The 23,271-nt window shown below is 68.2% G+C and carries 20 protein-coding genes; 13 read left to right on the top strand and 7 right to left on the bottom strand.

Features of this window, described 5'->3' with window-relative positions; genetic code table 11:
• Positions 1–22: 22 nt before the first annotated feature.
• Positions 23–202 (top strand): 30S ribosomal protein THX, encoded by a 180-nt coding sequence (locus ACVOKU_RS01380; RefSeq protein WP_004150462.1) that lies wholly within the window; start codon positions 23–25, stop codon positions 200–202.
• 188 nt (positions 203–390) lie between these two features.
• Here the strand turns inward: ACVOKU_RS01380 and ACVOKU_RS01375 are convergent, their stop codons facing one another.
• From ACVOKU_RS01375 to ACVOKU_RS01365, 3 genes are all read right to left on the bottom strand, one after another.
• Positions 391–1,641 carry an alkaline phosphatase family protein gene (locus ACVOKU_RS01375; protein WP_481558845.1) on the bottom strand — a complete coding sequence of 417 codons (1,251 nt, stop codon included), beginning with the start codon at positions 1,639–1,641 and terminating at the stop codon, positions 391–393.
• Positions 1,642–1,748: 107 nt separating this feature from the next.
• Positions 1,749–2,240, bottom strand: coding sequence for a methylated-DNA--[protein]-cysteine S-methyltransferase (locus ACVOKU_RS01370; protein ID WP_481558844.1), 492 nt, complete (start codon positions 2,238–2,240; stop codon positions 1,749–1,751).
• Complete coding sequence (locus tag ACVOKU_RS01365; protein WP_481558843.1) at positions 2,237–3,715, bottom strand: DNA-3-methyladenine glycosylase 2 family protein; 1,479 nt, start codon at positions 3,713–3,715, stop codon at positions 2,237–2,239. Before ACVOKU_RS01365 ends, ACVOKU_RS01370 begins: the two co-directional genes overlap by 4 nt.
• A 160-nt stretch (positions 3,716–3,875) precedes the next feature.
• Between ACVOKU_RS01365 and ACVOKU_RS01360 the strand changes: the two genes are divergently transcribed.
• From ACVOKU_RS01360 to ubiM, 4 genes are all read left to right on the top strand, one after another.
• Positions 3,876–5,039 (top strand): COG3904 family protein, encoded by a 1,164-nt coding sequence (locus ACVOKU_RS01360; protein ID WP_481558842.1) that lies wholly within the window; start codon positions 3,876–3,878, stop codon positions 5,037–5,039.
• 58 nt (positions 5,040–5,097) lie between these two features.
• Positions 5,098–5,658, top strand: coding sequence for a DUF4019 domain-containing protein (locus ACVOKU_RS01355; protein WP_481558841.1), 561 nt, complete (start codon positions 5,098–5,100; stop codon positions 5,656–5,658).
• Positions 5,659–5,669: 11 nt separating this feature from the next.
• Positions 5,670–6,059 (top strand): MAPEG family protein, encoded by a 390-nt coding sequence (locus tag ACVOKU_RS01350; protein WP_312553902.1) that lies wholly within the window; start codon positions 5,670–5,672, stop codon positions 6,057–6,059.
• Positions 6,060–6,139: 80 nt separating this feature from the next.
• A complete protein-coding gene (gene ubiM / locus ACVOKU_RS01345) occupies positions 6,140–7,318 on the top strand; it encodes a 5-demethoxyubiquinol-8 5-hydroxylase UbiM (RefSeq protein ID WP_481558840.1) in 1,179 nt (392 codons plus the stop codon).
• Positions 7,319–7,329: 11 nt separating this feature from the next.
• Here ubiM and ACVOKU_RS01340 read toward each other — a convergent pair whose 3' ends face one another.
• Positions 7,330–7,551, bottom strand: coding sequence for an RNA-binding S4 domain-containing protein (locus tag ACVOKU_RS01340; protein ID WP_014036469.1), 222 nt, complete (start codon positions 7,549–7,551; stop codon positions 7,330–7,332).
• Positions 7,552–7,819: 268 nt separating this feature from the next.
• On the opposite strand from ACVOKU_RS01340, the gene ACVOKU_RS01335 reads away from it, so the two are divergent.
• The 6 genes from ACVOKU_RS01335 to ACVOKU_RS01310 all read left to right on the top strand — a co-directional run bounded on the left by ACVOKU_RS01335 (position 7,820) and on the right by ACVOKU_RS01310 (position 17,276).
• Positions 7,820–9,754, top strand: coding sequence for a DEAD/DEAH box helicase (locus tag ACVOKU_RS01335; protein ID WP_481558839.1), 1,935 nt, complete (start codon positions 7,820–7,822; stop codon positions 9,752–9,754).
• A gap of 148 nt (positions 9,755–9,902) precedes the next feature.
• Positions 9,903–12,326, top strand: a complete 2,424-nt coding sequence (locus ACVOKU_RS01330; RefSeq protein WP_481558838.1) for a putative bifunctional diguanylate cyclase/phosphodiesterase — start codon at positions 9,903–9,905, stop codon at positions 12,324–12,326.
• A 144-nt stretch (positions 12,327–12,470) separates the two neighbouring features.
• Entirely contained in the window at positions 12,471–14,099 is a 1,629-nt protein-coding gene (locus tag ACVOKU_RS01325; protein WP_481558837.1) for a sensor domain-containing diguanylate cyclase, read from the top strand.
• Between the two features lie 34 nt (positions 14,100–14,133).
• Positions 14,134–14,856: a pseudouridine synthase gene (locus ACVOKU_RS01320; protein ID WP_053518769.1), complete on the top strand. Its 723-nt coding sequence runs from the start codon at positions 14,134–14,136 to the stop codon at positions 14,854–14,856.
• Positions 14,857–14,930: 74 nt separating this feature from the next.
• Complete coding sequence (locus tag ACVOKU_RS01315) at positions 14,931–16,007, top strand: sensor domain-containing diguanylate cyclase (protein ID WP_481558836.1); 1,077 nt, start codon at positions 14,931–14,933, stop codon at positions 16,005–16,007.
• Between the two features lie 108 nt (positions 16,008–16,115).
• Positions 16,116–17,276, top strand: coding sequence for an AAA family ATPase (locus ACVOKU_RS01310; RefSeq protein WP_481558835.1), 1,161 nt, complete (start codon positions 16,116–16,118; stop codon positions 17,274–17,276).
• 9 nt (positions 17,277–17,285) lie between these two features.
• Here the strand turns inward: ACVOKU_RS01310 and ACVOKU_RS01305 are convergent, their stop codons facing one another.
• The 3 genes from ACVOKU_RS01305 to ACVOKU_RS01295 all read right to left on the bottom strand — a co-directional run bounded on the left by ACVOKU_RS01305 (position 17,286) and on the right by ACVOKU_RS01295 (position 19,561).
• Complete coding sequence (locus tag ACVOKU_RS01305; protein WP_481558834.1) at positions 17,286–18,233, bottom strand: DMT family transporter; 948 nt, start codon at positions 18,231–18,233, stop codon at positions 17,286–17,288.
• Between the two features lie 60 nt (positions 18,234–18,293).
• Complete coding sequence (locus ACVOKU_RS01300) at positions 18,294–19,049, bottom strand: DUF72 domain-containing protein (RefSeq protein WP_481558833.1); 756 nt, start codon at positions 19,047–19,049, stop codon at positions 18,294–18,296.
• Between the two features lie 68 nt (positions 19,050–19,117).
• Complete coding sequence (locus ACVOKU_RS01295) at positions 19,118–19,561, bottom strand: VOC family protein (RefSeq protein ID WP_128990037.1); 444 nt, start codon at positions 19,559–19,561, stop codon at positions 19,118–19,120.
• A 110-nt stretch (positions 19,562–19,671) separates the two neighbouring features.
• On the opposite strand from ACVOKU_RS01295, the gene ACVOKU_RS01290 reads away from it, so the two are divergent.
• Both ACVOKU_RS01290 and smrA read left to right on the top strand, forming a co-directional pair.
• On the top strand, positions 19,672–21,231 hold the full coding sequence (locus ACVOKU_RS01290) for a serine hydrolase (RefSeq protein ID WP_065174683.1): 1,560 nt from the start codon (positions 19,672–19,674) through the stop codon (positions 21,229–21,231).
• A 162-nt stretch (positions 21,232–21,393) separates the two neighbouring features.
• A complete protein-coding gene (smrA, locus tag ACVOKU_RS01285; RefSeq protein ID WP_074900932.1) occupies positions 21,394–23,226 on the top strand; it encodes a multidrug efflux ABC transporter SmrA in 1,833 nt (610 codons plus the stop codon).
• Positions 23,227–23,271: the final 45 nt, after the last annotated feature.

Here is a 23,271-nt window from a genome sequence, read left to right as displayed (position 1 = left end):
TCACATTTGAGGAGTTGAAGACATGGGTAAGGGTGACCGCAAGACCGCCAAGGGCAAGCGCTACAACGCCAGCTACGGCAACGCCCGTTCGCACACCGCGAGCAAGGTCGCCGTAGGCGCCGCTGCCCCGGTCGCCAAGAAGACCGTGGCCAAGGCTCCGGCGAAGAAGGCCGTGGCGAAGAAGGCCGTCGCCAAGGCCTGATCGGCCGGCCGATGGGTCAACGAAGAACGCGGCGCCTGGCGCCGCGTTTTTTTATGCGTGTCGTTGCGGCCGCCGCGTTCGCCGGGCATGGCCCCCATTGCCATGGTAGCGCCGGGCCATGCCCGGCGGAGACGTCCGGCCCCCCATTGCTGCGGTAGCGCCGGGCCATGCCCGGCGGAGACGTCCGATCAACGCAGCGTCTGCTTCAATGTCTCGGCATCGCCGTCGTTCGGCGCGGCTGGAACCTGCAGCAGGTGCGCCAGCAGCGGATAGACATCGACGTTGTCGAAGCCGTCGATCACCAGTCCCTGGCGGAACGACGGGCCGCTCGCCACGAACACCGCACGCATCGACGGCAGCGCCGGATCGTAGCCGTGCGAGCCGCCGTCGCGACGATCGCGCCTGGCGATCCAGTCCCGGGTCAGCGCGTCCCAGCCTTCATCCATCTGGCAGACGATGGCGGGTATGCGTGGATGCGTGCCGTAATGCCAGCGCGCAGGCAGGTTCTCCTTCTTCCAGCATTCGTAGTGGGCATGGCGGCCGAGCAGGGCACGTTCGGCCTCGGCTTCACGCCCCGCGACCGGCGCGAAGCCGACCGACTGGCCCTGGCTGACGTTGCGTGCAATGGCCGGGTCCACCATCGACTCGGTGGCGATCACCTGACCGTCGCCCACCGCGGCCATGCCGTGATCGGAAACCACGATCACGTTGGTGGTGGCTGCCAGGCCACGCTGCTGCAGTCCGTCGAGCACCTGGCCGACAATCTGGTCGGCCCGCACGATGGCTGCCGTGTACTGCTGCGACTGCGGCCCATGGTGATGCCCGGCCTTGTCGACGTGTTCCATGTACAGCGTGGCCAGGCGCGGCGCCTCGGCATCGCTGCGTGCCAGCCAGCCCAGTACGGTCTGCACACGTTGCTCGAACGGTTCCTTGTCGTTGTACGCCAGCCACTGGCTGGGCCGCACGCCCTTGATCTCCGCTTCGCTGCCCGGCCAGGACCAGGTCGCGGAACGCACGCCGGCTTTCTCCGCGCTGACCCAGATCGGCTCGCCGCCCCACCAGTCACTGCGGGTGACCGCCTCGCGGTTGCTCAGAGCAAACCTGCCCAGCGATGCGTCGTCCATCGCATTGTGGATGATGCCGTGATGGTCAGGGCGCAGACCGGTCACGATGGTGTAGTGGTTGGGGAAGGTCAGCGAGGGATAGGAGGGCGTCATCCAGCGCGCGCGCACGCCGCTGTCGATCATCCGCTGCAGGTTCGGCGTCAGCCCGCGGTCCAGCGCGTCGGCACGCAGGCCATCGATGGAGATCAGCAGCAGCTTCGGCGGTGCGGCCGTTGCCGCAGGCGTGGGGACGGTGGCGGTCGGGGCGGGTGCGGTGGTGCAGGCGGCCAACGGCAGCAGCAGCGCCAGCGCGCAGGTCAGGCGTACGGAAGTCATCCGCCCATCATAGTGCGAGGTAATGACGCGCCCAAGACACGGCGTGCCAGGACCGTCCGCGGTCAGATCCCTTTCCCAGGGGAAAGGCATCTGACCCCGATCTCCCATCAGGCGAACAGCGGTACCTGGCGTTGCTCAAGCCGCAGCAGTGCTGCCTTGGTCTCCAGCCCGCCGCCGAAACCGGTCAGCGCGCCGTTGCTGCCGATCACGCGATGGCAGGGCAGGATGATCGGCAGGGGATTGCGACCGTTGGCGGCGCCGACCGCGCGCGTCGCGCTGGGCTGGCCCAGGTGCTGCGCCAGCTGCAGGTAGCTCCAGGTCTGGCCGAACGGTATCAACGCCAGAGCCTGCCACACGCGCAGCTGGAACGGAGTGCCGCGCGGTGCCAGCAGCAGATCGAATGTGCTGCGTTCGCCATGCAGGTACTGCAGCAGCTGTTCGCGGGCCTCGGGCAACGCGCCGGGCGCATTGTGCCAGTCGCTGCGTCCGCGCGCGGGGTGGCGGTTTTCAGGAAACAGCACGTGGGCCAGGCCACGTTCGTCGCCGGCGATGGTGAGCTCGCCGATCGGGCTGTCAAAACAGTCGAACAACAACGTCATGTCGGTTCTCCAACGAACGTGCCGGACAGATGCCACAGATGCAGCACCGCATACGAGCGCCAGGGGCGCCAGGGCTGGGATCGCGCTTCGGTGGCGCGTTCGCTCAGGCGCTGCCCCTGGGCATGGCCGAGCACCTGCTGCAGTACCAGGTCACCTGCAGGAAACGCGTCGGGCTGGCCCAGGCCGCGCAGGGCGATGTACTGCGCCGTCCACGGGCCGATGCCGGGCAGTGCCACGCAGCGGGCGACGAATTCCTCCAGTGCCTGGCCGGGCCCGAAGTCGAGCTGGCCACTGACGCAGGCTGCGGCCAGTGCGCGCACAGTGGCGGCGCGGCTGCGTGGCAGACCGATGGATTCCAGAGGGGCGTCCGCCAGTACGGCCGGAGAGGGAAACTGGCGGTCGAACTCCGTCGGCATGCCCGGCAGGTGGGCGCCATGCGCATCGACCAGCCGGCGCGCGAAGGTGGTCGCCGCCGCAACGCTGACCTGCTGGCCGAGCACGGCACGCACCGCCACCTCGAAGCCATCCCAGCCGCCCGGCACGCGTAGGCCAGGGCGTTCGGCGATGCCGCGCGCCAGCAGCGGCTCTTCACCGAGCGCGGCATGCACCTGCTGCAGGTCGGCATCGAGATCGAATACCCGCCGCACGCGTCGCACGATGTCCGGTATCAGCCGCGGATCGACCGCACCCAGCTGCAGGCGCAGTTCCGGCCGCTTCGGATCAGCCGTCACCCGCAGCAGGGTGGGTCGTTCAGGCGTGCCGAGCACGCGCTGGTAGCTGTCGTCGCCGATCAGTTCGATGCCCGGCAGGCTGCGCTTGCGCAGGAACGCCAGCATGCGCGGAAAATCCAGCGGAGGCCGGTAGCCCAGGCGCAGCACCAGGCCACCGTCATCGGCGGCCAGCGGGACGTGTTGGCGGCGCAGCGTGGTCGGCGCCATCCCGCAGCCCTGCAGGAAGGCGGTGTTGAAGCGGCGCAGGCTGTTGTAGCCCGCCGCGAGCGCAACGTCGGTGACCGGCAGGGTGGTTTCGGTCAGCAGCTGCTTGGCCAGCAGCAGGCGGTGGGTGGCGTGGATCTGGCCGGGCGTGGCGCCCAGGTGCTCCACGAACAGGCGCTGCAGCTGGCGTGCGCTGAGGCCGATCTTCGCAGCCAGTCCGGCAACCGGCTGCTCCTGCAGGAAGCCGCCGTGGATCAACGCCAGCGCCCGCTGCACGGCCTGGCCGGCCAGTGCCTGCTGTGCCTGCGGTGCCAGTTCGGGACGGCAGCGCAGGCAGGGCCGGTAACCGGCGGCAGTGGCTGCGGCCGCGCTCGGGAAATAGGTGATGTTGCGCGGCTTCGGCGGCGGCGCCGGGCAGACCGGCCGGCAGTAGATGCCGGTGCTGCGCACGGCGGTGAAGAACACGCCATCAAAGCGCGCGTCACGGGCGAGGCGGGCACGGTCGCAGGCAGCGGTGTCGAGGACGAGGGCGGTGTTCATGCGCCCAGTCTAGGCCGCTCATGTGGCGGATACTCGCCGGATTCGGACATGGATGCAGCGGGTCGCGATCCGGGGTCAGAACCGGTTCAGTGCCACGTGCTGAATGCGCGCGCCGGGCAGGTAGACTGTGATCCTTGTTCCTGCGAAATCCGGTTGCCCGATGTCCGCCTTGATCCGCTGGTTGCCCCTGTTGTGCCTGGCCCTTGCGGGTTGCAGCCAGTTGGAGAATCCGGGCAACGTGACCGCGGCTGACAAGGCGGCACGGGCAACGGCCAGTGACGGCGACAACATGGTGTCGATCAATGCCGCCGACGCCCCACCACCGCCGTCCCCGCCGCGCAGCCGCGCTGATCGGCCGTGGCCGCAGGCGCAGCTTGAGAACGGCCGGGCCTGGGTCAGCTGCAGCACCGATTACGCAGCCGAAGGCGGCGACGGCGTGGAGCTGGACGGGCTGCAGCGCGAGCAGATCAGCCAGGCGCTGCAGCCGTGCGCCGAGCGGGGCCTGTTGCGGGTGCGCTACAACGGCAAGATCAATCCCGGGTTCGCCGAAATGATGTGGCGCCTGGCCGTGGTGGCCGACGCGCTGGAGATCCACAAGCGCATCCTCGATCTCGACTCCAGTGGTGGCCAGGTCGAATCGGCGATCATTGCCGGCGACAGCATCGGCGAATCGGGCTGGACCATCTGGGTGCGCGAAGGATCGATCTGCCACAGCGCCTGCGTGTTCGTACTCGCGGCCGGCGACAACCGCCTGCTGACCGGCAAGGTCGGCATCCACCGCATGATGCGCATCAGCTCCAAGGCAACCTCGCGCGCCGAGCTCAACCGCGAGCTGCACGAGGTCTACGACAACGTGAAGGATTATCTGCAGCGCAACGGCGTGGCGGTGGGCGTTGCCGATCTGATGATGACCGTGCCCAACCGCAGCCTGCGCCTGCTGACCCCGGAGGAACTGCGGCAGTTCGGCCTGGATGGCACCAATGCGGTGCAGGACGACCTGGAACGGATCAAGCAGATGCGCGCGTGTGGCGACGATTTCGTGCAGCGCAAGGACGCGTTCCTGATCGCCTTCGACCAGCAATGCAAGCGCGACGGTGCGGACATGGAATCGATCAACAGCTGCGGCCAGTCGCTCAAGCAGCGGTTCGGTTTCCCCGATCCGGTCTGCCCCGAGGAGAGCCCGCTGTCGGAGATCGACGTGGCCACGCTGCCACCGTCTCCTCCGCCGCAGGTTCCGGTGGCGGAACAGCCGGCAGTGGAGGCGGAGACCCAGGCCGCACAGGCCGATGCCGAAGCAACCCAGGGCAGCGTGCCGCTGCGCTGACAAACGCCTCACCCGGCTGGCGTAGACTGCGGTTCCTTCCGATGAACCGGTGGTGTCCATGAAGCGCGCGCTCCTGCTGCTGTCCCTGTTGCCGCTTGCTGCATTCGCCCAGGTGCCCGCGCCCGCCACGCCGGCTCCGGCGCCGGCTCCGGCACGCCCGGCGCCGAACGCGCCTGCCGCCGCGCCACCGGCGACAGCGGCACGGCCGCCCGCACCGGCCCTCAGCCCGGCACAGCAGGCGCAGGTGCAGAAGCAGGACGCGGAGATGGGGGCGGCCGCACTGAGGGCCGCGCAGATGGTCGACGCCAACCGCGCGGGCGAGTTGTGGGATGGCGCATCAGCCGTAGCGCGGCGCGCGGTGACCAAGCCGGCCTTCATCAGCCAGCTGACCGCCGACCGCACCCGTCTGGGGGCCTTGAGTGGTCGCGGCCAACCGTCCATTACCCGGGTGAAGTACGCGGCCGGCGCCGCCGTGCCCGAAGGCCTGTACATCAATGTCAGCTTCCCGACCCGCTTCGCCAACAGTGCGCAGCCCGTGCGCGAACTGGTCTCGTTCCGCTTCGATGAGGACCAGGTCTGGCGCCTGGCCGGTTACAGCCTGCGCGCGCCCGGGCCCTGAAGGAGAACAGCATGGCAACCGAACTGACACTGCTGGCGTGGTCGACGCTGCTGGGGTTTGTCTACATCTTCGCCACCTCCACGGTGGTGACCCGCGAGCGGGGCATGAAGTGGAACGCGTCGGCGCGCGATGAACAGGGCCGGCCACTCAGCCCGCTGGCAGGGCGGCTGCAACGGGCCCAGTCCAACTTCCTTGAAACGTTCCCGTTCTTCGCCGCCGCCGCGATCGCGGTGGTGGTGGCCGGTCGCAGCAGCGAGACCACGGCACTGGCCGCGCAGGCGTACTTCTGGGCACGGGTGGTCTACCTGCCGCTGTACGCCGCAGGTGTGCCCTACGTGCGCAGCCTGGTGTGGCTGGTGTCGCTGCTGTCGATCCTGGCGCTGGTGTTCGCACTGCTGTGAGCCGGGCCTGATCCAGATCAAGGCCGGTCAGCTGCGCGGCGCTATGCTGGCTGCGACTGGATCAATGGTGGGAGGCGCTCATGCGCAGGATGGACGTGGTGGTGGTGGGCGCGGGGCCGGCAGGACTGTGCTTCGCACGTGCGCTGGCCGGCAGCGCGCTGCAGATCGGGCTGGTCGAAGCGCAGCCACGCCAGGCGCTCGCCGAAGCGGCGTTCGACGGCCGCGAGATCGCGCTGACCCACGCGTCGCGGCAGAGCCTGGAGCAGCTGGGGCTGTGGGCACGGCTGCCGGAGGCCGAGATCTCCGAACTGCGCGATGCCAAGGTGATGAACGGCGGCTCGCCATTCGCACTGACCTTCGCCAGCAGCCAGGTCGATGGCCAGCCGCTGGGTTGGCTGGTGCCCAATCATCTGATCCGCCGCGCGGCGTGGGACGCGGTGCAGCGCCAGGACGGCCTGGAACTGTTCGACGGGCGCAAGGTGCAGGGCGTGCAGGCCGATACGCAGGGCCATGTGGTCACGCTGGATGATGGCAGCAGGCTGCACGCGCGGTTGCTGGTGGCCGCGGACAGTCGCTTCTCCGCAACCCGGCGCATGCTCGGCATCGGTGCGCAGATGCGCGACTTCGGCAAGTCGATGCTGGTGTGCCGCATGCGCGTCGAACGCGACCATCACCACACCGCGTGGGAGTGGTTCGGCTACGGTCGTACGATGGCGCTGCTGCCGCTCAACGAAGGCCAGGCGTCTGCGGTGATCACGCTGCCCCCGCGGCGGATCGAGGAACTGCTGGCGATGGATGAGGTGGCCTTCGGTGAGGCCATCAGCGGCTTCTTCGAGCATCGGCTGGGGGGCATGCAGCCGGTGGCCACGCCGCAGGCCTATCCGTTGGTGGGTGTGTATGCGCACCATTTCGCAGGCGAGCGCTCGGCGCTGATCGGCGATGCCGCGGTGGGCATGCACCCGGTCACCGCCCATGGCTTCAACCTGGGCCTGGCCAGTGCCCAGCGCCTGGCGCGGGGCATCGCCGGCCAGCAGCGCCGCGGTGCGGACATCGCCGCGGCCGGCATGCTGGCCAGCTACCAGCGTGGTCATCGGATGGCGGCGCGACCGCTGTACGAGGCGACCAATGCGATCGCCAGCCTGTACACCGATGATCGGCGCCCGGCGCGGCTGCTGCGGGCAGCGGGCCTGCGTGTCGCCCAGGGCGTGGCGCCGTTCAGGCAGCTGATCGCCTCGCACCTGACCCAGCGCGTGGCCTGAACAGGATCAGATCAGCCGGCCGCCAGTACCCGGATCTGGCTGTCGGCGAATTCGACCACCTGGCCTGCGCGGATCTTGCAGGCCTTGCGCAGTTCAACTTCGCCATCGACCCGTACCTGGCCCTCGCTGATGACCATCTTGGCCTCGCCGCCGCTGGTGACCAGGTCGGCCAGCTTGAGCAACTGCTTGAGTTCGACGTAGTCGCCGTCGAGGTCGAATTCGAGAATCTGCATGGAGCGGGGGTTCCTGGGAAAGGGCGCAGGCCAGCGGCCGGGCCGGGAAGAGGGCGCGTATTGTGCGCCAGCACGGGGCCTGACGGCACGCGAAGGGAAAAACTGTACGCCTCGTTCAGGATCAATGCGGTATCATTCCGCTCTGAGCGAGTGAAACCTCCTCCGACCGAGCAGCGCCAGGGCACGCGATAAGAAGGGCGCCCAAAGCGCGGACCATCCCCTTTTTTATCGCACTGCCAGGAAGACGGCAGTGCCTTCGGAGTTCCCCATGTCCCAAGATTCCCAAGCGCCGCTGCAGTTCGCGCAGCTCGGCCTGTCCGAGCCCGTGATGCAGGCGGTCACCGCCATCGGCTACGAAACCCCGTCGCCGATCCAGGCCGCCACCATCCCGGCGATGCTGGAAGGCCGCGACGTGCTGGGCCAGGCGCAGACCGGTACCGGCAAGACCGCCGCCTTCGCGCTGCCCGTACTGTCCAACATCGACCTGCAGCAGATCAAGCCCCAGGCGCTGATCCTTGCGCCGACCCGCGAACTGGCCATCCAGGTCGCCGAAGCGTTCCAGTCCTATTCGTCGAAGATCCCGGGCTTCCGCGTGCTGCCGGTGTACGGCGGCCAGCCGTATGGCCAGCAGCTGTCGGCCCTGCGCCGCGGCGTGCACATCGTGGTCGGTACCCCCGGCCGCGTGATCGACCATCTGGACCGCAGCACCCTGGACCTGTCCGAGCTGAAGACCCTGGTGCTGGACGAAGCCGATGAAATGCTGCGCATGGGCTTCATCGACGACGTCGAAGCCGTGCTGAAGAAGCTGCCGGAGCAGCGCCAGGTGGCCCTGTTCTCGGCCACCATGCCGCCGCAGATCCGCCGCATCGCGCAGACCTACCTGCAGGACCCGGTCGAGGTCACCATCGCGGCCAAGACCACCACCTCGGCCAACATCCGCCAGCGCTACTGGTGGGTGAGCGGCATGCACAAGCTGGATGCGCTGACCCGCATCCTGGAAGTCGAGCCGTTCGACGCGATGATCATCTTCGCCCGCACCAAGGCCGGCACCGAAGAACTGGCCAGCAAGCTGCAGGCCCGTGGCCTGGCCGCTGCCGCGATCAATGGCGACATGCAGCAGGCCCAGCGTGAGCGCACCATCGCCATGCTGAAGGAAGGCAAGCTGGACATCCTGGTGGCCACCGACGTTGCCGCCCGCGGCCTGGACGTCGAGCGCATCAGCCACGTGCTGAACTACGACATTCCGTACGACACCGAAAGCTACGTGCACCGCATCGGCCGTACCGGTCGTGCCGGCCGCAGCGGCGAGGCGATCCTGTTCGCGACCCCGCGCGAGAAGGGCATGCTGCGCCAGATCGAGCGCGCCACCCGCCAGCCGATCGAAGAGATGCAGCTGCCGAGCGTGGAAGCGGTCAACGATACCCGCATCAACAAGTTCACCTCGCGCATCAGCGAGACGCTCGGCGCCGGCGGCCTGGATTTCTACCGCCAGCTGCTGGAGCGCTTCGAGAACGAGCAGAACGTGCCGGCCATCGAAATTGCTGCCGCGCTGGCGAAGATGCTGCAGGGCGACACCCCGTTCCTGCTGCAGCCGCCGGTGCGTGCTCCGCGGGAAGAGCGTGCGCCGCGCGAGCGCTTCGACCGGGGCGACCGTCCGGAGCGTGGTGATCGCTTCGACCGCAACGAACGTGGCCCGCGCTTCGAGCGTGGTCCCCGCCGTGACGACGCCGAAGGGGGTTTCGAGCAGCGTCCGCGCCGCGAGGTTCCGCCGCGCGGTGCGCCGGAGCAGGGCATGGAGACCTACCGCATCTCGGTCGGTCACCAGCATGGCGTGAAGCCGGCGAACATCGTCGGCGCCATCGCCAACGAAGCCGGCCTGGAAAGCCGTTACATCGGCCGCATCGACATCCACGACGACTTCTCGCTGCTGGACCTGCCGGCGCAGATGCCGCAGGACGTGCTGACCCACCTGCAGAAGGTGTGGGTGTCCGGCCAGCAGCTGCAGATGCGTCCGCTGGCCGCCGGTGAAGAGATCAATCCGGCACCGCGTCCGTTCAAGCCGCGCTTCGACAAGCGGGGTCCGGGCGGCCCGGGTGGCCCGCGTCGTGGCGGCCCGGGCGGCCCGGGTGGCCCGGGCGGTGACCGTGACGGCCGTCCGCCGCGTCGAGATGGCTTCAAGCCGCGCGGCCCGCGCAGCTACTGAGCCAGACCTGCCGTGATCGACAACGCCAGCCCCCGGGCTGGCGTTGCTCGTTGTGGGCCCCGGTTTCGCACCGCCCACACATTCAGGGTCATAGGCTGGGCCGGTTCGAAAGGAGGTTGTCGCCGCAGCACATTCGGGGGGATCCGGGATGGGTAGGAGTGGCACGGACATTCACAGCCGCCGGGTACCGATGTCCCGCGCGCTGGGGCTGAGGTTTGCGCTGCTGACGGGCATGGCGATCGGACTGGTCGCATTGTCGGCGTTGATCCAGGAACTGCAGGCGGCCTCGACGGCGTGGATCGCCGGCCAGGGCTACTGGTCGCGTGGCCAGCAGGACGCCACGGCCGCTCTCAGCCGCTACCTGGCGCGGGGGGATGCCCGCGATCTGGAAGACGCCCGCCAGGCCCTGCGCGTGCCGATGGGGGACCTGCAGGGGCGCCTGGCGCTGGAGCAGCCGAGGCCGGATATCGAGCGTGCCCGACAGGGCTTCCTGCAGGGAGGCAACGCGCGTGCCGATGTGCCGCGGCTGATCTTTTCGTTCCGTCATGCCCGCGACCTCGGCGCCTTCCGTGAAGCGACCGCGCTGTGGCGGGCGACCGACGGCGACCTGATGGCCGTGCACCGTCTGGTCGACGAACTGCAGCATCGTCATGCCGACGGTCAATTGCCGGTCGCCGCGCGCGACCGGTACCTGCAGCAGCTTCGTGATCTCGACCGGCGGCTGCAGGTGCAGGCGCAGGCGTTTTCGCACGCGCTGCTGCGGATGGCTGCGGCGGTACGGATGGCGACCCTGGTTGTCGGCGGCCTGTCGGTGCTGGCGATCAGCCTGATGGCCGTCGCCCTGGCGCGACGGGTCGGCAAGGATCTGACCGAGCATGAAAGCCGCTTCCGCGCAGCCTTCTACCAGGCCAACGTCGGCATGCTGAAGCTTGATGCCGGCGGCCGGGTGCTGGAAGCCAACCAGGCGATGGCAGACATCCTCGACCATCGCCGTGACGCGCTGCTGCAGATGTCGCTGGGTGACCTGCTGATGGAAGGAGAGCTGGTCATCGACGGTGTTGGCCGGATCGACTGGGAGCGGCAGCTGCGGCCGAGCGAGCTGCGCTTCCGCCGTCGCGACGGCAGCCTGGTATGGGGGCGCTGGAGCGGTACCGGCGTGCGCAACACCGGTGGCGGGCTGTCGGTGTTTGCGATTGTCGAGGATGTCAGCCAGAACCATGCGCTGGCCCGCGAGATCGAACACCACGCCAGCCACGATCCGCTGACGGGCCTGATCAACCGGCGCGAGATCGAGCGCCTGCTCGAGCGTGCACTGCTGCAGGTGCGCAGTGAGGGGGGCACGCATGCGTTGTGCTACATCAATCTGGACCATTTCAAACTGGTCAATGACAGCTTCGGCCATGCCGCAGGCGACCAGATGCTGCGCGGTTTTGCCGACTATCTGGTCGCCGCCGTGCGCGAGGGCGACTGGGTTGGCCGGTTGGGTGCCGACGAATTCGCGGTGTTCCTGGCCCATGCGGGCCAGGATGAGGCCAAGCGCGTGCTGCAGCGGGTGATCCGCAATCTTGGCCAGGCCACGTTCCCGATCAGCGAAGGCAGCCTGCAGCTGAGCTGCAGCATCGGTGTGGTCGAGGTCAGCCAGGAGGCCCCCGATGTCAACTGGCTGATGAGCGCAGCCGACAGTGCCTGTTACGCAGCCAAGCAGGCCGGTCGCAACCGCGTGCACTGTTTCAACGAGGACCGCATGGCGCTGGACGAACGGCGCCTGGAGGCCGAGCGCCTGCAGGGCGTGAGCCGGGCGATGGCCGAGAACCGCATGCTGCTGTACGCGCAGCGCATCGCCCGGGTGGGTGACCCGGGCTATCTGCACTACGAGGTGCTGGTGCGCATGCGCGACAGCGACGGTACGCTGCATCTGCCCGGCCAGTTCATGCCGGCGGTGGAGCGCTACGGCATGGCGGTGACACTGGACCGGCATGTGCTCGGCCTGCTGTTCCGGCACCTGCAGGTGTGCCCGGCGCATGTGCGCCAGCTCGGCCTGTGCAACGTCAACGTGTCCGCACAGTCGATCGCCGAACCCAGCTTCCTGGCTTTCGTCTGCGACCTGCTGGAGCGCAACCGCGTACTGGCGTCCAAGCTCTGCTTCGAGATCACCGAGACGGCCGCGATCAGCAATCTGAGCCAGGCGCGGGCGTTCATCGATGCGGTGAAGGCGCGTGGCTGCCGGCTGGCGCTGGACGATTTCGGATCGGGTCTGTCCTCGTTCGGTTACCTGCGCCAGCTGCCGGCCGACATGCTGAAGATCGACGGTGCATTCGTGCGCGACATGGATGTCGATCCGGTCAGTCACGCGACCGTACGCGCGATCACCGAACTGGGCCGCGAACTGCAGATGGAGGTCGTGGCCGAGTGGGTGGAGAGCAGCGAAGTGGCGGGGGCACTGACCCGGCTGGGCGTGCAGGGGCTGCAGGGCTATGCGATCGAGCGGCCGCAGCCGCTGGAGCGGATGACCCTGACCGACCTGCGGCCGGTCAGGCTGAAGGCGGTGAAAGGCCCGCCGGCCGCAGGCTGAACGCTGGTCCGCGACGATTGTCTACACCTGCATGCCACGGACGGCTGCGATAATGCACGCCAGGGGCGACGCGCAGTGGGCGCGGGCGTAAGCAGAACAGGATGTGGCGTGGTCGTCAGGCAGTGGCAGTACGGAACTGGGGTAGTGCTGGTCGTGCTGCTGGTGTGGTTGGCACTGCCGTGGCCTGCGCAGGCCGGTGCGGCGATGCACGGTCGCGACTACCTGCTGGTGGGCGTTGCCACCGCCGAGCCTACGCCCCATCGCGCCTGTACCGCGCAGATGCTGGCCGGGCCACGCCAGCAGGTGCGGGTGCCGGCGCCACCGGGGGGCTGGTCGGGCGAACCCCAGGCCCTGGATGTGTTCAATGTGTTCGCTGGCGAGGTCCAGGTACGGCACGGCGACCGCGAGATCTGCGGCGACATGCATGACGCGCGTACCCGCGACTCGCGTTTCCGTGCCGGCGTGGGCCTGGTTGCCGTGCCGCCGGCCGGCAGTCACGAGCCGTTCCTGGTCTCGTGGCAGACGCCGCTGAAGGATCGCTGGGTTCCGACGCTGCGGCTCGGCGCACCCAGCCCGGTGCAGCAGAACGACACCGCGCGGCTGCTGGTCCGCGCGGCCTGCATCGCAGTGGCGCTGGCCTTGGCGCTGTCGGCGCTGATGGCCTATCTGACCACCCGTGATCGCAGCTTCCTGGTGTACATCGCGGGTACCGGCGTGCTGGTGCTGTGGCAGTCCATCCTCGGAGGCCTCAGCGGCTATCCGGAGCCGTGGCTGCCGGTCGGCACGCGTGGCGCCTGGTGGCTGCTGGCGCTGACGGCAGCGAGCCAGGCACTGGTGCTGCCGGCCCTGTGGTGGCTGAACGGTGGCGACCGGTTGTGGCCGAAGTCACGCCTGCTCCAGCAGATGGTCCTGTGGGCCCTGCTGGGCGTAGCCGCGCTGGTGCCGTGGCTGCGCTGGGATCAGCTCGGATGGGTCGCACAGGGGCTGCAGGTGACCTACCTGGCCGGCTGCGGCGTCTCCCTGCTGATGGGGATAGGGGCGCGGTGGCGTGGTGACCGCTGGGCACTGGCTGGATTGGCGGCGCTGGCGCCGATGCTGGTGCTGATCGGCGCCGACGCGTGCGCTGCGGAGTGGCTGCTGGAGTACCGGGTGGAGGCGCTGCAACTGGCGATCACCTGGCTGCTGATGATGGCGGCCTACGCCCTGAACCTGCGGCTGGGACGCCTGCGCCAGCAGCGCGACGAGATGCGCCAGCTGGCCGAGACCGACGGCCTGACCGGGCTGCCCAACCGCCGCGCCGGCCTGCGGGAGCTCGGCCATCATCTGGAACGGGTGGATCGTGAGCGTGGCCCGATGGTGATCGGCTTCCTCGACATCGATCTGTTCAAGGACATCAACGACCGCCACGGGCATGAGGTGGGTGACCAGGTGCTGGTCGCCGTGGCCCGTGCGCTGCGGGCCGCCGTGCGCAGCCAGGACCAGGTGGTGCGGATGGGCGGCGAGGAGTTCCTGCTGCTGATGCCGGGCATGCCGCGCGAGGCGGCGGCGGCGCGGCTGGATCGCCTGCGCCAGCGCATCACCGAGGCCTGCCAGGGCCTGCAGGTGCCGGGGCTGGAGGTGACCGCCAGCATCGGCCTGGCCCAGTGGCGGCCGGGCGAGGACGACCTGGCCGCGCTGCTGCGGCGGGCCGACCATGCCATGTACGTGGCCAAGCGCGCGGGCCGCAACCGGGTGTTCGACGGCGAAGAACTGGATCCACCCGCACCGGCATGAACCTGACAGGGCGGTGATGCCGGATAATAGGGCGATGACCACCCGACTCAACAAACATATCGCCGATACCGGCTTCTGCTCCCGTCGCGAGGCCGACCGCCTGATCGCCGCCCGCCGGGTCACCGTCAACGGCCATCCGGCCGGCACCGGTGCCGTGGTCGGCGAGGGCGACCAGGTGCTGGTCGACGGCCAGCCGCTGCGTGCCCGCACCGCACGCAAGCCGGGGGCGCGCCGCCACGTCTACATCGCGCTGAACAAGCCGGTCGGCGTTACCTGCACCACCGAAAGCTCGGTGAAGGGCAACATCGTCGACTTCGTCGGCCACGAGCAGCGCATCTTCCCGATCGGCCGCCTGGACAAGGAGTCGGAAGGACTGATCCTGATGACCAGCAATGGCGACATCGTCAACCAGATCCTGCGTGCCGAGAATGGCCACCAGAAGGAGTATCTGGTGGCGGTGAACAAGCCGGTCACCGACGAGTTCCTGCGCGGCATGGCCCGTGGTGTGCGCATCCACAACCAGATGACCCTGCCTTGCCGCACCTCGCGCATCGCCAAATTCGGCTTCCGCATCACCCTGGAGCAGGGCCTGAACCGGCAGATCCGCCTGATGGCGGCGGAGTTCGGTTACCGCGTCACCCAGCTGCGCCGCGTCCGCATCGACAACATCAAGATCGGCGCGCTGAAGCCGGGCCAGTGGCGCAACCTGACCGAGCAGGAGCTGCACGGCCTGCTGCCGCAGCAGCAGGACTGGTGAACGGCAGCGGTCGGACGTCGGCCCGGCCGCGCATCGGATAGACTCCGCCGAGACCTGCCGGAACATGACGCTGCATGATCAAGCCCGACAAGCCCGCCAATGAAGCGCTTCGCCTGGAAGCGCTGTACCGCTACCGCATCCTTGATTCGGAACGCGAGAGATCGTTCGACGATCTGGTGGTGATCGCCAGGGAGATCTGTGGAACCTCCATGGCGGCGGTGTCGCTGATCGATGTCGGGCGGCAGTGGTTCAAGTCGATCCAGGGGCTGGACGTCGCCCAGACCCTGCGCAGCGACTCGATGTGCGGCCATGCGATCCTGCAGCCGCGCGAGATCATGGTGGTCGAGGATGCGCGGCAAGATGTGCGCTTCCATGACAACCCGCTGGTGTCAGGCGATCCCCATATCCGCTTCTATGCGGGCGCCCCGCTCATCAGTTCCGATGGCCTGCCGCTGGGGACGCTGTGCGTGTTCGACGCCAACCCGGGGCGGCTGGATACCCACAAGGCCGAAGCGCTGTCTGCGCTGTCGCGGCAGGTCATGCTGGTGATGGAACTGCGCCGCTTTGCCCTGGATATCCAGAAGCACATGCTGGAGCGGGACGATTACGAGCGCCTGCTGTCCGAGTACCACGATCTGCTGCTTGCGCAGAATGCCGATCTGGCCGAGCAGAGCCGGACCGATCCACTGACCGGTCTTCCCAACCGCCGGGCGATGAAGCTGGCGCTGGAAGAGGCCGTCACGGCGGTCGATGCCCAAGGTCAGCCGCAGCAGGTATGCGTAGCCTTGCTGGATATCGACCATTTCAAGCACATCAATGATTTCCACGGGCATGCGACCGGTGACCAAGTGCTGGCTGCGCTGGGTGCGCTGCTGCGCGCGCACTTTGCCGGCGCCGGCCTGGCGGCCCGCTATGGCGGCGAGGAGTTCGTGGCGCTCCTGCCGGGCATCGACCTGCACACCGCCGAACTTCAGTGCGGGTTCCTGCGCGAGGCCGTGGGCAACCTGCCGCTCGGCTTTCCGGTCACGGTCAGCATCGGCGTGGCCATGCATCGCGCCGGCGACAGTGTCGATCAGACCCTGGCCCGTGCCGACGCGGCGCTGTACCGGGCCAAGGGCAACGGACGCAACCGCGTGGAGTTCGCGGACTGAGCGTGGCGACGGCAGCCGGGCATGGCCCTGGTGCTGCATGGCGTCGGGTCGCAGCTGCTGCGAACAGCTTGGGGCAGCATGGATGTCCTGATTCCGAGGACGAGATCCATGCTGCAGACCCTGGCCGTCGCCAATTATCGCTCGCTGCACACGCTGGTGCTGCCGTTGCAGCAGCTGAACGTGATCACCGGCGACAACGGCAGCGGCAAATCGAGTCTGTACCGTGCGCTGCGCCTGTTGGCCGAGACCGCACGGGGCGGCGTCGCGGCCGCGCTCGCGCGTGAGGGCGGTCTTGTTTCCGCACTGTGGGCGGGCCCGGAAAGGATCGACCGCCGCGTGGTTGCCGGCGAGACTCCTTTGCAGGGCGGGCCGCGGCAGGATCCGGTGGGCCTCCGGCTTGGCTTCACTACCGATGAGTACGGCTATGCCATCGATCTTGGCTATCCGGTGCCTGGCCAGTCGGCGTTCGCCCTGGATCCGCAGATCAAGGCCGAAGCGATCTGGGCAGGGCCGTTCCTGCGTAGCGCCAATCTGTTGGTAGAGCGCCGCGGCGCGATCGTGCGGCGGCGTCACGCCCGTGGCTGGGACCCGGTGGATGAGCGGTTGCCGTCGTTTGAAAGCGTGTTCAGCCGCATGGCGGATCCGCAGCGCATGCCGGAGGTTTCGGCCCTCGGCGGATACATTGATCGCTGGCGCTTCTACGATCACTTCCGCAGCGATGCCGATGCCCCGGCACGGCAGCCGGCGATGGCCACGCGGACCCCGGTGCTGCACCACGATGGCCGCGATCTGGCCGCAGCGTGGGTGACCATCCTGGAAAACGGTGACCCGGTCGCGCTGGCTCGCACGGTGGACGATGCCTTTCCCGGGGCTTCGGTGGGATTCGAGGTGCTGGATGGACGGATGGTGCTGCGGTTCCACCAGCCCGGCCTGCTGCGACCGCTGTCGATGGCCGAACTGTCCGACGGCACGCTGCGTTTCCTGCTGCTGGCTGCTGCCCTGCATACGCCGCGGCCGCCGCCGCTGATGGTGCTCAACGAACCGGAAACCAGCCTGCATCCTGACCTGCTCCCTGCGTTGGCGCGGCTGATCGTGGCGGCCAGTTCACGCAGCCAGGTGTGGGTGGTGTCGCACGCCAGCCGCCTGATCGCCGCGCTGGAGCAGGCGCCCGCATGCCATTCCCTGCATCTGCACAAGGAACACGGCCGCACGCTGCTGAGCGGACAGGGCGTGCTGGACGCGCCAGCATGGCACTGGCCGCGGCGGTGACGTGCCCGCTCAATCGGCGATGTTGCGGGCTTCCGCGGTGCCGAGGATTTCCGGATGCTGCAACGGCCTGCGGCGGTTCAGCAGCGGATGCAGGAAGACCGCACCGACGATGATCGCCACGCCCAGGTAGAACCATGGGGTGACTTCGTGCTGCTCGCGCAGCAGCAGTACCGCCAGCAGCACCGCATACACCGGTTCCAGGTTGGTCACCAGTTGCACGGTGTAGGCGCTGAGGTGGCGCAGCGCGACCAGGGCGAGGGCGAACGGCAGCAGCGTGCAGATACCCGCCAGTACCAGCAGCAGGATGCCGTCGTGCAGGTCCGGCACCACCCACAGCGGGCTGGCCAGGGCCGGCAGCAGGTAGGGCATCAGCGGCGCAAGCAGGGTCAGGGTCAAGGTGCCGGCCCCCAGTTCAAGCGCAGTCACCGTCAACGGATCGGCGTGGCTGACCATGCGCTTGTTGAGCGAGCCGAACACCGCCACCAGCAGTGCAGACAGCGCGCCAACCAGAACCCCCAGCCGCATGCCATCCGGCACGCCCCCCACCACCAGCGCCACGCCCGGCAGAACTGCCAATCCGAAGGCCAGTTCGCGCAGCTGGAACGGACGCTTGGCCACCCACGGCTCGATGATCGAGGTAAACACCGGTGCCAGCGCGATGCAGGTCGCCGCCACCGAGGCATTGGCGAGTTTCACCGCACCATAGAACGTCAGCCAGTGCAGGGCGACCAGCGCACCGATGCCGGCGTATCCGGCCACCACCCGCAACGGCAGCGTGCGCAGGCCGCGCCACACCCGTGGCAGCAGTGCCAGCATCGCCGTCACCAGCAGCATGCGCCACCACACCAGCGGCAGCGCCGGCAAGGTAATCAGCTTGCCCAGGATGGCCGTGACGCCCCACAACAGGACACAGAAGTGGATCTGCCAAAGTGCTTTGCGGGTGTCGGGCGTGCTCATCCGCCTATTGTGCGGCAAGGCGATGACCGCTGGGCGTCGGCAGCTCGATCCTGGCCGCGTTTACCGCCCCTGAGACCCGAGCAGGTCGTCCAGCCGCTGCTGCAGGGCCATCGCCGCGGCCGGATTGCGTGCCTTGCCGGCACCGATGCAGAGCAGGTACACCTCTCGTGGCGTCGATGGGGCGGATCCGGCAAGGCATGGCAGGTCGTCGACCGGCTCGCCGACGGCCCAGCGCCGGGCGCGTTCGGCCCAACGCTGCTGCGTGGCGGCGGGCAGCCCCTGCAGCAGGCGGGCCTGGCTGCGCTTGATGCGCGCGTAGACGAAGCTGGCGGTGACGTCGCCATGCAGCGGGGCTTCGTCGCTGTCTTCGATGACCAGCGCCACTCCGTGCCTGCGCGCGGCAGTGACGAGGGGCGCGCTGTGCACCTGCGGATTGCGGATTTCAACAGCGTGCTGCAGCGCCACGCCATCGAGCTGCTTCGGCAGCTGGGCCATCAGCGCGTCCAGTGCCCGGGCATCGGCAGGGTGGCGGGGATCGAACTGCCACAGCAGCGGCCCGAGGCGGTCGCCCAGGGCGATCGCTGCCTGCAGGAACGGCGCGGCGGCCTCCACGGTGCCGGACAGGTCGCGACGCTGCACCAGGTAGCGGGGGGCCTTCAGGGAGAAGCGGAAGCCAGCGGGAGTCTGCGACGCCCACTGCGCACACTGGGCCGGGGTCGGCGTGCGATAGAAGGTGCCGTTGATCTCGATGCAGCGCAGGGCACGGCTGGCGTGTGCCAGTTCCTCCCGCTGCGGCAGGCCGGGCGGATAGAACATGCCGCCGCGCCATTCCGGGAACACCCAGCCGCCGATGCCGCAGCGGACGGGGGCGGGCGCCTGCGCGGTCACTGGCGATGGTCCGCGCGCCAGGGATCGTAGCTGCCGAACCACCACACGTAGCCTTCCGGATCGGCACAGGCGTAGCCACGGCCGCCGTACGCCTGGTCGGCAATGTCGATCACGATGCGCGCGCCGGCCGCCTTGGCCCGCGCATAGTGCGCGTCGGCGTCGCTGACGATCACGCAGGCGCTCTGGGTCTGGCGGCCTCCTGTTTCGTCGGGCATCACCGCCAGCTTCGACCACGCGCTGTCGTTGCTGGTCGAACCCAGCATGATCATGCCGTGCCCGAACACCAGCTGCGCGTGGAACACCACGTCGCCATCGGCGTACACCGCCTGCGCCTGGAAGCCGAACGCGCGCTGCAGCCAGTCGATCGCCGCCAGCGCGTCGCGGTAGCGCAGGCATGGAATGATGGTGGATCCACTGCTTGATCGGCCGTTCTCGTCCATGGCACCCCTCCTATGGCACAGGGCACGATGCGCCGGCGACCGTTACCATCCCGCGAAACCCCGGTTATGGCCTGCACATGGCCACGACCCCTGCTCGGAGATGGTTCTGGATGAATACCTGGATTGGAGGAGCCGTGCTGCTGGCCTGCACGACCATGGCGAATGCTGCAACGCCCCCGCAGCTGCAGGATCTGGATGCGACCGTCGAGCGCGTGCGTGCGCAGTTCGACGTGCCGGGCATCGCCGTTGCCGTGGTCAAGGACGGCAAGGTGGTGCTGGAACGCGGCTGGGGCGTGCGTGAGCAGGGCAGGCCGGATCCTGTGCAGGCCGATACCCTGTTCGCGATCGCCTCCAATACCAAAGCGTTCACCGCCACCTCGCTGAACCTGCTGGCCGAGGACGGCAAGCTGAAGATGGACGACAAGGTGATTGACCACCTGCCGTCGTTCCGCATGTCCGATCCGTTCGTGACCGGGCAGATGACGATCCGTGACCTGCTCTCGCATCGCAGCGGCCTCAGCCTGGGCGCGGGCGACCTGCTGTTCTGGCCGGCCACCGCCTACAGCAATGCCGAAGTGGTGGAGCGGCTGGGCAAGGTGCCGTTGAAAGGGGGATTCCGCGAGAGCTATGCCTACGACAACATCCTGTACGCCGTCGCCCAGCAGGTGATCGAGCACGTTTCCGGCATGAGCTACCAGCAGTTCCTGCAGACCCGCATCTTCGACAAGGTGGGCATGGCGGGCACGCGCTACAACGCCGACCACCTGCGACCCGGCGACAAGGCGGCTGTCGGACACGCCAAGTACGATTTCAAGGATCTGCGCACCGTCGCACCGCTGACCTGGTCGAACAATGCAGGAGCCGGCGGCATCTATTCCAGCGCGCACGACATGGCGCGCTGGATGCAGGTGCAGCTGGCCGAGGGCGCGCTGGCCGATGGCAGCCCGCTGTTCACCGCGAAGAGCCAGCAGCAGATGTGGCGCATGATCACGCCGCAGTCGATTCCGGCGCCGAGCGTGCCGGAGCTGGCACCGGCGCGGCCGAACTTCGCCGGCTACGGCGAAGGCTGGAGCCTGAGCGATTACCGCGGGCAGAAGCTGGTCTGGCACACCGGTGGCTGGCCCGGCATGGTCTCGCGGCTGACGCTGGTGCCGGGCGAGAAGCTGGGCGTCGTGGTGCTGACCAACCAGGAAGTGGGCGCCGCGTTCAACGCGATCACGCTGAGCGTGCTCGATGCCTATCTGGGTGCGGAGAAGCACGACTGGGTGGACGCCTATGCCAAGGCCGTGGCCAAGGGCCAGGACAAGGCCGATGAGGCCTGGGCCAAGCACCAGGCAGCGCGTGTCAGGGGCAGCACTCCCTCGCTGCCGCTGGCCGGTTACACCGGCACTTTCCGCGACCGCTGGTATGGCGACATGCAGATCAGCACGGAAGGCAAGGGGCTGCGCCTGCGCTTCATGAAGACCGCGCAGCTGAGCGGCCGGCTGGAGCACTGGCAGCACGACACCTTCATCGTGCGCTGGGATGACCGTTCGCTCAATGCCGATGCCTTCGTGAACATCAGTCTCGACCCGGATGGCAAGGTGCGCGAGGTGCGCATGCAGCCGATCTCCGACCTGACCGATTTCAGCTTCGACTTCCAGGACCTGCTGTTCACCCCGGTCAACTGACGCCGCCGGGCATGGCCCGGCGCTACCGCGATGGGTAGTCAACTGACGCCGCCGGACCATGCCCGGAGAACATGGCCCGGTGCTACCGGCACCGCGCATCGTCGGTTGGCGTACACATCCGGCATGGGATACTCCGCCGGTTGCAAGAAGCGAGGGAATGCAATGTTCCGTTGGTTTGAATCCCTGATTCCGGTGTTCCCGCCCGTGGACGGGCGCATGCCGCCGCGCAGGGTGCTGCCGTTCTACCTGCACTACCTCCGCCCGGTGTGGCCGGTGCTGTTGGCCACGCTGATCGCTGGCCTGCTGCTGGCGCTGGTGGAAGTGGCGATGTTCGATTACCTGGGCCGCATCGTCGACATGGTCGCCGAGCAGCCCGGTGCCGGCTTTTTCACGCGTCACGCCAATGAGCTGGGCTGGATGCTGTTCATCACCGTGATCGCGCGCCCGGTGCTGGTCGGCCTGCACAACCTGCTGGTCAACCAGGCCATCGTGCCGGGCCTGAGCAATCGTTCGCGCTGGTTGATGCACAACTACGTGGTAAGGCAGAGCCTGAGCTTCTTCCAGAACGACTTTGCAGGCAGCGTCGCCAACCGTGTGATGCAGACCGGCACGTCGCTGCGCGAATCGGCCGTGCAGATGGTCGACTCGCTCTGGTACATCGTGGTCTATACCGGCACCGCGCTGTATCTGTTCGCGCAGGCCGACTGGCGATTGATGATGCCGTTGCTGCTGTGGCTGATCGCCTATGCGGTGATCATGGTCTACTTCGTGCCGCGCGCGAAGGAGAGGGCATGGATCGCCTCGGAAGCACGCTCCAAGGCGATGGGCCGCATCGTCGACGGCTACACCAACATCCCCACGCTGAAGCTGTTCGCCCATGGCGGCCGCGAGCAGGCCTACGTGGCCGAGTCGATCCAGGAGCTGGCGGTCAAGCACCGCGCGCAGACCCGGGTGACGACCGGCATGGACCTGGCCATCGCCATCGTCAACGGCTTCCTGATCGCCGGGACCTGTGGCCTGGCACTGTGGCTGTGGAACGGTGGCCACATCACCGTCGGCGCGATCACCTTGGCGACGGGCCTGGTCATCCGCATCCACAACATGTCGGGCTGGATCATGTGGACCATCAACGGCATCTTCGAGGACATCGGTACGGTGCAGGACGGCATCACCACCATCGCCCAGCCGCTGACCGTGCAGGACCGTGAGGACGCCGTGCCGCTGCAGGTCACCCAGGGTGGCGTGCACTTCCAGGATGTCCATTTCCACTACGGCAAGAAGGGAGGCGTGATTGCCGGCCTGGACCTGGTGGTGAAGCCGGGCGAGAAGATCGGCCTGGTCGGGCCCTCCGGTGCCGGCAAGTCGACCCTGGTCAATGTGCTGCTGCGGCTGTATGACCTGGAAAGCGGTCGCATCCTGATCGATGGCCAGGACATCGCGCATGTCACACAGGAGAGCCTGCGCCAGCAGATCGGCGTGGTGACCCAGGACACCTCGCTGCTGCACCGCTCGATCCGCGACAACCTGCTGTACGGGCGCCCGGATGCCACCGATGATCAGTTGCGTGCTGCGGTCGCCAAGGCGCGTGCCGAAGCGTTCATCGACACGCTGGTGGACGGGCAGGGACGTCGTGGCTACGACGCACATGTCGGCGAGCGTGGGGTCAAGCTGTCCGGCGGCCAGCGCCAGCGCATCGCCATTGCCCGCGTTCTGCTGAAGGACGCGCCGATCCTGGTGCTGGACGAGGCGACGTCGGCGCTGGATTCGGAAGTGGAAGCCGCGATCCAGGACAGCCTGGACGAACTGATGGGAGGCAAGACGGTGATCGCGATCGCGCATCGGCTGTCGACCATCGCGCGCATGGACCGGCTGGTGGTCATGGACCAGGGCCGGATCGTGGAAACCGGCAGCCATGCCGAGCTGATCGCGGCCGGTGGTCTGTATGCGCGGCTGTGGGCACGGCAGACCGGCGGGTTCGTGGCGGCCGACCAGTAGAAAGAAGAACGGCCCGGTTGCCCGGGCCGTTCATCATCCACATCC

The organism is Stenotrophomonas sp. STEN147 (genome assembly GCF_056757995.1).
The sequence above is the reverse complement of the archived record's forward strand: the minus strand, read 5'-3'. Positions and strand labels throughout refer to the sequence as shown.